The 12469-nt window shown below is 70.3% G+C and carries 7 protein-coding genes and 1 riboswitch; of the genes, 4 read left to right on the top strand and 3 right to left on the bottom strand.

The annotated features are described in order from the left end of the window. Nucleotides 1-129 precede the first annotated feature (129 nt). Nucleotides 130-205, top strand: a riboswitch (S-adenosyl-L-homocysteine riboswitch). A gap of 14 nt (nucleotides 206-219) precedes the next feature. Then, nucleotides 220-3891, top strand: coding sequence for a methionine synthase (gene metH, locus AB0G15_RS20325; RefSeq protein ID WP_362841794.1), 3672 nt, complete (start codon nucleotides 220-222; stop codon nucleotides 3889-3891). Between the two features lie 322 nt (nucleotides 3892-4213). On the opposite strand, the gene AB0G15_RS20320 is transcribed toward metH, so the two are convergent. After that, the gene (locus AB0G15_RS20320) at nucleotides 4214-6373 is read right to left on the bottom strand and encodes an MMPL family transporter (protein ID WP_362841792.1); all 2160 of its coding nucleotides are present in this window, start codon (nucleotides 6371-6373) and stop codon (nucleotides 4214-4216) included. A 137-nt stretch (nucleotides 6374-6510) separates the two neighbouring features. Between AB0G15_RS20320 and AB0G15_RS20315 the strand changes: the two genes are divergently transcribed. Continuing rightward, nucleotides 6511-7125 carry a TetR/AcrR family transcriptional regulator gene (locus AB0G15_RS20315; protein ID WP_362841790.1) on the top strand — a complete coding sequence of 205 codons (615 nt, stop codon included), beginning with the start codon at nucleotides 6511-6513 and terminating at the stop codon, nucleotides 7123-7125. 404 nt (nucleotides 7126-7529) lie between these two features. On the opposite strand, the gene AB0G15_RS20310 is transcribed toward AB0G15_RS20315, so the two are convergent. Further along, nucleotides 7530-7835, bottom strand: a complete 306-nt coding sequence (locus AB0G15_RS20310; RefSeq protein ID WP_362841787.1) for a hypothetical protein — start codon at nucleotides 7833-7835, stop codon at nucleotides 7530-7532. Between the two features lie 515 nt (nucleotides 7836-8350). Next, a complete protein-coding gene (locus AB0G15_RS20305) occupies nucleotides 8351-8476 on the bottom strand; it encodes a hypothetical protein (RefSeq protein ID WP_362841785.1) in 126 nt (41 codons plus the stop codon). Between the two features lie 104 nt (nucleotides 8477-8580). Between AB0G15_RS20305 and AB0G15_RS20300 the strand changes: the two genes are divergently transcribed. Both AB0G15_RS20300 and AB0G15_RS20295 read left to right on the top strand, forming a co-directional pair. After that, complete coding sequence (locus tag AB0G15_RS20300; protein ID WP_362841783.1) at nucleotides 8581-10899, top strand: polysaccharide lyase 8 family protein; 2319 nt, start codon at nucleotides 8581-8583, stop codon at nucleotides 10897-10899. 329 nt (nucleotides 10900-11228) lie between these two features. Beyond that, on the top strand, nucleotides 11229-12332 hold the full coding sequence (locus AB0G15_RS20295; RefSeq protein ID WP_362841781.1) for a lytic polysaccharide monooxygenase: 1104 nt from the start codon (nucleotides 11229-11231) through the stop codon (nucleotides 12330-12332). Nucleotides 12333-12469 lie beyond the last annotated feature (137 nt).

Raw genomic sequence — 12469 nt, 5'->3', positions numbered from 1 at the left:
CGGCGCCCGGCGTGACCCCGCCGCGCCGACCCGCGCCGGCCGGGGCCCATGACGGTATATGGACAGGGTCTTTCCGAATCGTGGACCATTGTTTGGCGTCTTGTTCCAACCCTCGGTATTCTCGATCTCAAGGCCGAGAGGCGCTGCAACGGGCTCAGGCCCGCCACGCTCGGCCTGGACCTTCCGGTAAGGGCGCCTCCCACGACGGGAGGCTGACCGGTGAACGGATCTTCGAAGCACGACGAGCACGGGCACGACCTCGTACCCGGTGGCGCGCCGGGAGCCGAGGACCGCGCGCGATCCCTGCGGGAACTGCTGGGCCAGCGGATCCTGGTGCTCGACGGAGCCTGGGGCACGATGCTGCAGGGAGCCTCGCTCACCCCGGCCGACTACCGTGGCGACCGGTTCCTCGACCACCCGCGCGACGTGACCGGCGACCCCGACCTGCTGAACCTGACGCGCCCCGACGTCATCCTGGACATCCACCGGCAGTACCTCGCGGCCGGCGCGGACATCACCACCACCAACACCTTCACCGCCACGAGCATCGGCCAGGCCGACTACGGGCTGGAGTCGCTGGTGCGGGAGATGAACGTGCGGGCCGCGCAGCTGGCCCGCCAGGCCGCGGACGAGGCGGGCGGGCGTTTCGTGGCCGGTTCGATCGGCCCGCTGAACGTCACGCTGTCACTGTCCCCGCGCGTCGAGGACCCCGCCTACCGGGCGGTGTCGTTCGACGAGGTCCGTGCCGCGTACGCCGAGCAGATCAGCGCGCTGGCCGAGGGCGGCGTCGACCTGCTGCTGATCGAGACGATCTTCGACACGCTCAACGCGAAGGCCGCGATCGCCGCCGCGCGCGAGGTCGCGCCGCACCTGCCCCTGTGGATCTCGGTGACGATCGTCGACCTGAGCGGGCGCACGCTGTCGGGACAGACCGTCGAGGCGTTCTGGAGCGCGATCCGGCACGCCGAACCGCTCGTGGTCGGCGTGAACTGCTCGCTGGGCGCCGAGCAGATGCGACCGCACGTCGCCGAGCTGTCGCGCCTGGCCGGCACCTACGTCGCCTGCCACCCCAACGCGGGCCTGCCCAACGCGTTCGGCGGCTACGACGAGACCCCCGAGGAGACGGCGGCGCTGCTCGACGAGTTCGCCAGGTCGGGGATGGTCAACGTCGTCGGCGGGTGCTGCGGGACCTCGCCGGGGCACATCGAGCGGATCGCGGCCGCGGTGTCCGGCCTCCCGCCCCGCAAGGTCGCGGAGCCGTCGGCCCGCACCCGTTTCAGCGGCCTGGAGCCCTTCGAGATCGGCCCGGACACCGGGTTCGTCATGATCGGCGAGCGCACCAACGTCACCGGTTCGGCGCGCTTCCGCCGCCTGATCGAGGGCGGCGACCACCAGGCGGCGGTCGACGTCGCGCTGGAGCAGGTGCGCGGCGGGGCCAACCTGCTCGACGTCAACATGGACGCCGACCTGCTCGACAGCGTGCAGGCGATGACCACCTTCCTGAACCTGATCGCGACCGAGCCGGAGGTCGCCCGCATCCCGGTCATGATCGACAGCTCGCGGTGGAGTGTGCTGGAGGCCGGGCTCAAGTGCGTGCAGGGCAAGGGCGTCGTCAACTCGATCAGCCTCAAGGAGGGCGAGGAGGCGTTCCTGGAGCAGGCGCGGATCATCCGCGACTACGGCGCCGGCGTGGTGGTGATGGCCTTCGACGAGCAGGGGCAGGCCGACACCGTCGAACGTAAGGTGTCGATCTGCGCCCGCGCCTACGACCTGCTGACCCAGCGGGCCGGGTTCGCCCCCGAGGACATCGTGTTCGACCCCAACGTGCTCGCGGTCGCCACCGGCATCAGCGAGCACAACGGGTACGCCAAGGCGTTCATCGAGGCGCTGCCGCTGATCAAGGAGCGCTGCCCGGGAGCGCTGACCAGCGGCGGCATCTCCAACCTGTCGTTCTCCTTCCGCGGCAACGACGTCGTGCGCGAGGCGATGCACTCGGCGTTCCTGCTGCACGCGGTGCGCGCCGGGCTGGACATGGGCATCGTCAACGCCGGGCAGCTCGCGGTCTACCAGGACATCCCCGCCGACCTGCTCGAACTCGTCGAGGACGTCATCTTCGACCGGCGCGAGGACGCCACCGACCGGCTCGTCTCCTTCGCCGAGACGGTGAGCGGATCGGGCACGCGCCGGGTCGTGGACCTGGCCTGGCGCGACGCCCCGGTGGAGGAGCGCCTGTCGTACGCCCTCGTGCACGGCATCGTCGACTTCATCGAGGCCGACACCGAGGAGGCCCGGCAGCAGAAGGCACGCCCCCTGGAGGTGATCGAGGGGCCGCTCATGGACGGCATGAAGGTCGTGGGCGACCTGTTCGGGTCGGGGAAGATGTTCCTGCCGCAGGTGGTCAAGAGCGCGCGGGTGATGAAGCGCTCGGTCGCCTACCTCGAGCCCTACATGGAGGCCGAGAAGGAGCAGGCACGGCTGGAGGGGCGCATCGACACCGGCCGCGGCCAGGGCAAGGTGGTGCTCGCCACCGTCAAGGGCGACGTGCACGACATCGGCAAGAACATCGTGGGCGTCGTCCTCGGCTGCAACAACTACGAGGTCGTCGACCTCGGGGTGATGGTCCCCGCCTCGGTCATCCTGGACACCGCGGTCGCCGAGGGCGCGGACGTCATCGGGCTCTCCGGGCTGATCACCCCGTCGCTGGACGAGATGGTCGCCGTCGCCGCCGAGATGCAGCGCCGCGGGCTGAAGCTGCCCCTGCTGGTCGGCGGCGCCACCACCTCGCGCCAGCACACCGCGGTCCGCATCGCCCCCGCCTACGACAACCCCACGGTCCACGTGCTCGACGCCTCCCGCGTCGTCGGCGTGGTCTCCGACCTGCTGGACGCCGACCGGGCCGAGGCGCTGGCCGTGAGCAACGGCGCCGACCAGGAGCGCCTGCGCGAGCAGTACGCCAACAAGCAGCGCACCCCGCTGCTCACCGTCGACCAGGCCCGCGCGAACCCCGAGCGGGTCTCCTTCGAGGACCTGCCGGTCCCCGCCTTCACCGGCGTCCGCCTCGTGGAGCCGGACCTGGAGACCCTCCGGGCGATGATCGACTGGCAGTTCCTCTTCCTGGCCTGGGAGCTGAAGGGCAAGTACCCGGCCATCCTCGACCAGCCGGTGGCCCGCGAGCTCTTCGACGACGCCAACACCATGCTCGACCAGATCATCGCCGAGGGGAGCTTCCAGGCCAAGGGCGCCTACGCGTACTGGCCGGCCCACTCCGAGGGCGACGACATCGTGCTCGAGGACGGTCTTCGGCTGCCGATGCTGCGCCAGCAGACGGCCAAGCCTGACGGCCGGCCCAACCGGTGCCTGGCGGACTACATCGCCCCGGCCGGGGACCACCTGGGCGGGTTCGCCGTGGCCGTGCACGGCGCCGAGGAGCTCGCGGCCCGCTACGAGGCCCAGAACGACGACTACCGGTCGATCATGGTGAAGGCCCTCGCCGACCGCCTGGCCGAGGCGTTCGCCGAGCACATCCACCTGCAGGCGCGGCGCGGCTGGTTCGAGCCGGATGCCGACCCCCTCATCGAGGACCTGCACGCCGAGCGCTTCCGCGGCATCCGTCCCGCGCTCGGCTACCCCGCGAGCCCGGACCACAGCGAGAAGCGGGAGCTGTTCGAGCTGCTCGGCGCCGACAAGCTCGGCATGGGCCTGACCGAGTCCTTCGCGATGACCCCGGCCGCGAGCGTCAGCGGGCTGATCTTCGCACACGAGTCGTCGCGGTACTTCACCGTGGGACGCCTCGGCAGGGACCAGGTCGAGGACTACGCCCGGCGCCGCGGCCTCGACCTCGCGGAGGTCGAGCGCTGGCTGCGCCCCAACCTCGCCTACGAGCCCGAGTGATCCGAGTCGTCGGTGAGGGGCCGTGGGTCGTTGACAGACCCGATCCACGGCGTGATTTCTGTTGACCGTTTCTCGGTCCAATTCCTCCACGAGGGCCGTTTCGGGTGGTGAGACACGGTCCCGCACCCCGGACAGGCCCGCGCTCACCCGCTCCAGGATCTGGTCCTCGTTGTCGACCTGACCGTCGGTGACCAGCACCAGGACCCGGTCGCGTGCGGCGTCGCCGAGCAGCGCGAGCCCGTCGTGGAGCAGATCTGGGCCCGCTGCCTCATCTGAACCCCGGGCGCGTCCGGGTGGACGCGAACAACCGGGCGCGCACGGATCACTCGCTCAGCCCGATCCGCGCGTGCAGCCGCCGCAGGGGGCCGGGCGCCCACCAGTTGGCCCGGCCCGCGAGCCGCATGAAGGCCGGTACCATGATCGCCCGGATGATCGTGGCATCCACCAGGATCGCCACCGCCATCCCGACGCCGAGCATCTGCACGAAGGAGACGCCCGCGGTGACATAGGCCGCGAAGGAGATCGCCAGGATCGCACCGGCGGCGGTGATCAGCGGAGCACTGCGCTGGAGCCCTGCCGTGACGGCGGCGACGGTGTCGCCCGTGCGGTCGTACTCCTCCTTGATCCGCGACAGCAGGAACACCTCGTAGTCCATCGAGAGCCCGTACCCGATGCAGAACATCAGGATGGGAATGCTCGGATCGAGGGTGCCCGTCGCGGTGAAGCCGAGCAGGCCCGACAGGTTCCCATCCTGGTAGATCCACACGAGCGCGCCCAGCATCACCGACAGGCTCAGCAGGTTGAGCACCGTGGCCTTCAGCGGGATCAGCAGGCTTCCCGTCATCAGGAACAGGATGACGAACGTCACCACGAGGATCAGCCCGAGCAGCAGCGGGAGCCGGTCCACTACCGCCTGCCGGTAGTCGCCGAGCTCTGCTGGGTAGCCGCCGACCAGCACCTCGAACGGCGCCGCCTGCGCCCGCACGTCCCGCACCAGACCCACCGGATCACGCTCCATCAGCTCCGCGGTCGGCACCACGGACAGCCAGGTCCCCTCGTCGCCCTGGAACCGCCCGGGATCGCCGTCGCCGACCCGCTGCCCCTCGGCGTAGGATCCCGCCGCCGAGTCCACCTGGGCGACCCCGGGCAGCCGCGACAGCGCGGCCGCGTAGCCGGGCACCCCCGCCGCGTCGGCGGCCCCGGCGGAGACGACCTGCAGCGCGTCGCTCTCCTCCGCGGGGAACTCCGCCCGGATCACCTCGGAGGTCTGCCGCGCCGGCGCCGAGGTGGGCAGGATGCGATCGTCTGCGACGCCGAAGTTCAGCCCGAGGAAGGGCGAGCCGAGCAGCAGGAGCACCACCGTCGCCACTCCGCCGAAGATCAGCGGCTTGCGCATGACGCGCGTGGCCAGGCCGCGCCAGAACGTGCCGTTCTCCTCCTTCGTGCGGCGGGGCAGCACCCGGTCACCGATCGCGGCGAGCACCGCGGGCAGGACGATCACGGCACCGACCATTCCCCCGATGACCACCGCGATCCCCGCGTAGCCGAAGGACCGGAAGAAGTCGAAGGGCATCAGCAGCAGCACCGCGAGCGAGGCCGCCACGGTCACCCCACTGAAGATCACCGTGCGGCCTGCCTTCTCGACGCTTCTGGCGACCGCCTCGTGCCGGTCATGGCCCAGCCCTACCTCCTCGCGGAACCGCGAGACTACGAACAGCGCGTAGTCGATGCCGAGGCCGAGGCCGAGCGCCAGCGTCAGGTTGAGCGCGAAGGTGGAGACATCGGAGTAGAGCAGCGGCAGGCGGATCAGAGCCAGTGAGACCACCATCACGAAGACGCCCAGCACGATGGGCACCACGGCGGCCACCAGGCGGCGCAGGAAGATCCAGAGCAGTACGAACACCAACGGAAAGATCACCATCTCGGCCCGCACGAAGTCCTGCCTGGCCAGCGGGACGGTCTGGCGGTAGACCTCCTCCCCGCCGCCCGCCTGAACGGTGATCGTGTCGTTGCCTCGGGTCACCTCGGGGATGATTCGCGGCAGGAGCTGTCCCCTGACCAGGTTGGCGTCCCCCGGGATGCGCGCGAGCACGAGCGCGTGCGCGCGGTTCTCGCTGCGCAGCGTCGCGGGGGTACCCCGCGACCAGTAGGAGGCGGCCTCGGCCACGCCGTCGAAGGCGGCCAGCCGGCTCGTCAGCTCCCGGCCGGCGGCGGCCACGGCGGGGTCGTCCACGTTCCCGCCCCTGGCGGTGACGAGCAGGACGAGGTCGGCACTACCCGTGCCGAACCGCTCGGCCAGCTCGTTCTGCGCCTGGTCGGACTCCGAGCCCGGCGCGTCGTAGCGGGCGAGGGACAGCCCGCTCACGGTGCCGGCCGCCAGCGTGCCCATGACGACCGTGCCGAGCAGGGCCAGGATCATCACCAGGCGGCGGCGCCGTACCAGCAGGTGGCCGAGGCGGCGCAGCGGGGGCACCGGAGGCATCGGCGGCGCGGTCGGCGGAGGGGCATGGGTGCGGACGGTCATCTTGATCAACCCCGAAGTCGGTAAACTGCTCGCATTTAGCGCTGGAATCAGAAATACAAGTAAAAGCTCGTATTTGTCAACGTGGACGGTGATCCGTGGTCGAGACACGCAAGCCTGTACGCCGCCAGGCGCGCGGCCTCAAACGCATGGAGGAGATCCTCGACGCGGCGGAGGAGGTGATCGCCGACATCGGCTACGCCGAGGCGACCACCAACGCGATCGCCGCGCGAGCCGGGATGTCGCCGGGCTCGCTGTACCAGTTCTTCCATAACAAGGAAGAGATCCTGGAGGCCCTGATCGCCCGGTTCACCGACGGCAGGCGGCAGCACTGGAACGAGCGGCTGACCGGCGACGTGACGCGGATACCGCTGCCCGAGCTGGTCGACCAACTCGTCGACGAGATCGCCGACTTCAAGGGCAGCCGTCCCGCCTACTGGGCACTGCTGCACGGCTCGGCGACCGGCGACCGCCTGGCCTGGGCCTCCGAGCAGCTCCACACAGGCATCGCCACGCGCGTCGCGCAGGTCCTCTCGATGCGCGCCCCGCACCTGGACCAGGAGCGCTGTCTCACGCTGGCCACCATGTCGCTGGCGACGGTGAAGGCGGTCATGCCGCTTGTCGCCTCGGCGCCGCCGCAGCGCTCCGCCGAGCTCATCGCCGAGCTGAAGACGATGCTGGTGGGCTACCTGACCCCCGCACTCGGCGAGTGAGGGGCGGGTCGGCGCTCGCCACGTGCTCGCCCGCCCGCCCGTCCAGACCGCGGCGCTCGGCCGGCCGCATCACCGACACCAGCCCCGCACAGGCGACCAGGTGCTCCTCGTCGAAGATCGCATGAGTCCTGACCGGAGCACGAAAGCCGGAGCATGAAAGGCTTGCACTTTGGAGGTGCCATCTCGAACCGGTTGACGGAAGCCTCAGGAACTCCCGTCATCCCAGGCCGGAGAGCAATTCCTCGCGTTTTACGGCATTCGTGTCAGATTCGGCTCGGTGGATCCAGGCTGAGATGCTCCGCCGGGGCGTTGGCGATGAAGCCGGGCGGGCACTGCTACGGATCGGCCTCCGCCGCGGGCGGCGAGACCGCTCTGCCCCGCTGCCCGGCAGAGGCCGAGCTTGATCAGTCGACGCACATCGCCTGGTGAGTGGACTGGAAGACCCATGTGCCGCCGCCCGGGGAGATATAGGTCGTTATGGTGCTATAGGTCCCAGGGGTGCAGTCGTGGCCGACCGCGAGGACGGCCGCCCGAGCCCGCTGTTCGGCCGCCGCCAACCCGGCCGCGTAGGTGTTGCCCGCCCCCACGGCGGTGGCGCTGCGGGGAGTGTCATAGCCGTCGGCGTGTGCGGCCACGGGCGTGGTCGCCAGGCCGGCCGCCACTATCGCTGAGACGAGGCCGAGCCGGCGGAGCCGAATACCTTTTTGCATGCTTCTCCTATGGGACGGATCTTTTGATCGACCGAGGATAATTTTCAAACGGGCCGAGGTAAAGACGGTATTGAAAACTCGGCTACCGGAATCTGGCCCATCATGTGTTTCTTCGTGGCGGGTCATGTAATTTACAGGCGGACGAAGCTTCCGCCGAGGCGGCCCGCTGTGCGGTCGAAACAGCGGACGCGGTGGTGGCGGATCTGTCAATTCCCGTTCCTCGGCGAGTTCGACGCTCCGCTGCCGGGTGCCCATCAGGACGTGGAAGGCGACCTTGGGATTCTTCGCCGGCATTCCAGGCCGATACTCCCGCCGCTCGACATGACGAGCAAGCCCTGCAAGACGGCGAAGACACGCGGAAACAATTCCGGAGAGACGCGGATCCGCGACGGATCCGCGGTCAGGACCTCGGCGATCACCGCAGGATCGAAGATCTTGCGAGGTGCGGAAATCCGGGTGTGGCCTCTGGTCCGCGGTTATCCGCCTCGTCGATGCGGGCCGCCGGTACTGGTTGATCAGGCCGTCGAGTATCTGTCGGCGTCGCAGGCGGACCTGATCGAGATCTCCGGGTGGAGCAGGGGCACGTGGTGGTCGAGGTGGTCGACGGTCTCGTGAGCGATGGGGACGGTGCCGGTTGTCATGCCGTTCGTTCGCCCGCTCACCGTCGCCGGAGTCGAACGGCCCACTCCCATGTCCACCTATGATCTTTGCATCTGAAATCTGCCCAACCGCCGGAAGAGCCTTCATGACCCACCCCCTCAGCCGGCGGTCCGCCCTGCTGGGCGCCGCGACAGTGGCCGGTCTCGCCCTCTGGGACAGACCGGCCGAGGCGGCCGGCGCCGCGGCGTTCGACGCTGCGGCGTTCGACGCCGCGCGTGAGCGGTGGGTGAGCCTGCTGGCCGGTGGGTCGCACGACTCCGCTCATGCCGACAGGACCTATACCGACAGGACACGGGCGCTCGAGGGCTCGGCCAACGCGGTGCTGCGCAAGCTGAGGCCCGCCGCCGGTCGCCCGAGCCTGTGGCCCGACCTGCCGCTGTCGGACCCCCGGACGGGTAACTTCAACCGCTCCTACAACCGCATGCGCACACTGGCGCTGGCCTGGGCCACGCCGGGCACCGCCATGCACCGGGACGGCCAGGTCGCCGAGACCGCCGTCAGGGCGCTGGACTTCCTCTACGAGCACGCCTACCACGAAGGGCTCGATCGGCGGGGCAGCAACTGGTTCTGGTGGGAGATCGGTGTCCCGCGCGCGCTGACCGACACCTGTGCCCTGCTGTACGACGGCCTGCCCTCAGGCCGCATCGAGCGCTGGTTGCGCCCCCTGCGCCGCTGGTGCCCCGACCCGGAGCGCCGCGTCAGCCACCCCGGCGTCGTCGAGACCGGCGCCAACCGCGCGGGCAAGGCCATGGCGGTGGCGATGCGCGGACTGCTCACCCACGACGCACGCCTCGTCAGACGGGCCAGGAACGCGGTCTCCGACCTGCTGCGGCCGACAAGGGGCCCCGGCGACGGCTTCTACCGTGACGGATCGTTCATCCAGCACGACGTGTACCCCTACACCGGCAGCTACGGCGTGGACTACCTGGAGAGCGTGGCCAAGCTGATCGCCATGCTCTCCGGGTCACCGTGGGAGATCACCGGAATCGGCAACGTCTACGACATCGTGGACCGCTCGTTCGTGCCGTTCGTCTTCGACGGGCTGATGATGGACTGCGTGCGCGGCCGGCAGATCTCGGTGCAGGGCCACCGCGACCACCACTCGGGACACAAGGCGGTCGAGGCCGTCCTCACCCTGCTGGAGACGGCACCCGAGCGCCATGCCCGGCGTTGGCGACCGCTGGTCAAAGGCTGGCTCACCCGCAACCAGGCCACCCCCTACGGCGCGTTCGCACCGCCGGCGAGCATCGCCAGGGCCACGGCCCTGCTGGCCGACCCGTCGGTGCCGGTCGGCCCGCGCATGACGGGCACGTACGTCTTCGCCGACATGGACCGGGTCGTGCACCGCCGTCCCACCTGGGCGTACGCGATCGCGATGAGCTCGGAGCGCATCGGCGCGGCCGAGGCCATGAACCGGGAGAATCTGCACGGCTGGTACACCGGCGACGGCATGACCTACCTCTACACCGGCGACCTCACCCACTGGAACGACGACCTGTGGCCCACGATCGACCCGTACCGGCTGCCGGGCACGACGGTCGACACCCGCAGACGCGCCGATCTTCCGCACGACCACCGTCGCCTGCCCCCCACCCCGTGGGCGGGCGGCGTGGCGCTCGACGGCGAGTACGGCGTGGCCGCCATGAGGCTGATCGCCGGTGGCTCCTCGCTGCGAGCGAAGAAGGCGTGGTTCCTGCTCGACGACGCGGTGATCGCCCTCGGCGCCGGCATCACCGCCTCCGACGGCCGCCGTGTCGAGACCGTCGTGGAGAACCGCAACACCCACGACCGGCATCCACCGCTGACCCGGGGCGACGGCTGGATCCACCTGTCCGGTGTGGCCGGCTACGCGCTGCTCGACGGCGCCGATGCGAAGGTGATCCGCAAGGAGCGCACCGGCCGCTGGCGCGACATCGACAAGGGCGCCACCACCGGTGGCGACACCTCCCCTGTCACCAGGCACTACACGACGATCCTCATCGACCACGGCGTCGATCCCCGCAGGGCCCGCTACGCCTACGCCGTCCTGCCCGACGCCTCCATCACGCAGATGGAGGCCTATGAGGGGCGGATCGAGATCCTCGCCAATTCCGCGGCGGTGCAGGCCATCTCGCGCGACGGCGTGATCGCCGCCGTCTTCTGGCGTGCGGGGACCGTCGAGACCGCGGACGGGCCGCTCGCCGTCGACGGCCCCTGCACGCTGCTGGTCCGCCGCGCCGGCGAGCGGGTACGGCTCGCGGTGTCCGACCCGTCCAGGACCGTCGACGAGCTGAAGATCACGTTGCCCTGGCCGGTGAAATCGGTCAGGGAGAGCGACCGCAGCGTGCGCAGGGCCAGGACCGCGCTCAAGGTGGAGGTGCGTGGCAGCCGCGGGTACGCCCACACCGCGGAGGTGCGCGTCTGACTCCGAGAACCGCTCGTCCAGTCCTGCGACCTGGTGTTCCGGTGTGAGTTCTGCCCGGTCGACGCCATCTCGGAGGCTTCGGGGAAATCTGGGTCGCGCATCGGTTCCGCCGGAGGCTGCCCCCAGGGAAAATCATTCGGAAATGAACCTTTCATACGTTTTGTGGCGTATGGCCAGCTCCAGGCCGGTCTCTCTTCGGGAGCCGCGGACCACTGTTGCCCCCCGCACGCGGATTGGGCGACGGTGGGGACCCTCTGGCGTGAGAACTCCGCCCTCACTTGGCGCGCCAGGACCCGTCCCCCGGCACTCGAAAAGGAGACCTGTACCCGATGAGGCCACGTACGCTCCGACTCCTGCGCGACCAGTCCCACGCGCCCGGCGTCGCCTCCCTCCACCGGATCCCGGTCTGGCGGATGGTCGTCGCGGCGGCGGTCGCGGTCGCGACCGCGCTCGCGCTCACCACCGTGACGGCGGGCCCCGCCGCGGCGCACGGCTCGATCAGCGATCCGCCCTCGCGCAACTACGGCTGCTGGGAGCGCTGGGGGGGTGACTTCCAGAACCCGGCCATGGCCCAGCAGGACCCAATGTGCTGGCAGGCCTGGCAGAGCAACCCCAGCGCGATGTGGAACTGGAACGGATTGTTCCGCGAGGGCGTCGGCGGCAACCACCAGGCCGCGATCCCCGACGGGCAGCTGTGCAGCGGCGGCCGGACCGAGGGCGGCCGCTACAACTCCATGGACACGGTCGGCGCGTGGAAGACCGTGGACCGTCCCGCCTCGTTCACGATGAACCTGCTGGACCAGGCCTCGCACGGCGCGGACTACATCCGCGTCTACGTCACCAAGCAGGGCTTCAACCCCAAGACCCAGCCGCTGAGGTGGAGTGACCTGGAACTCGTCAACCAGCTGGGCAGCAGGCCCACCGGCACCACCACGGCCATCCCGGTGAACGCGCCCGGCCGCAGTGGCCACCACATCGTCTACACCGTCTGGCAGGCCAGCCACCTCGACCAGTCCTACTACTTCTGCAGCGACGTCAACTTCACCGGTGGCACGAACCCCACCCCGACCCCCACGCCCACCCCGACCCCCACGCCGACTCCCGACCCGACCCCCACGCCCACCCCGACCCCGGCCCCGGGCGGCTGCTCGGCCACCTACAGCGTCACCTCCCAGTGGTCCGGCGGCTTCCAGGCGGACGTGAGCGTGACCGCCGGCTCCAGGGCGATCACCGGCTGGACGGTGAACTGGACCTTCGCCAACGGCGAGAAGGTCAACTCCGCGTGGAGCGCGACCGTGACCACCAGCGGGTCCGCGGTCACCGCCCGCAACGTCGCCTACAACGGCTCGCTGGGCGCCGGCGCCTCCGCTAGCTTCGGATTCACCGGCTCCGGTACCGGCGGCACCCCCACCCTCACCTGCACGGCGGCCTGACCCCCTCCCGCCGGACACAAGGCGCCGGCCCGCCATCGGGAGGGCCCGGCAGGACCCGGCCCGGCAGGACCCGGCAGGGCGGGGCTCAGCCAGGCCGGCGGGGCCGGGAGCCTGAAGCGGTCGCCGGACCGCTCCAG

Origin of the sequence: Streptosporangium sp. NPDC023825, from assembly GCF_040639575.1 — a bacterium.
Classification (GTDB): domain Bacteria; phylum Actinomycetota; class Actinomycetes; order Streptosporangiales; family Streptosporangiaceae; genus Streptosporangium.
The sequence above is the reverse complement of the archived record's forward strand: the minus strand, read 5'-3'. Positions and strand labels throughout refer to the sequence as shown.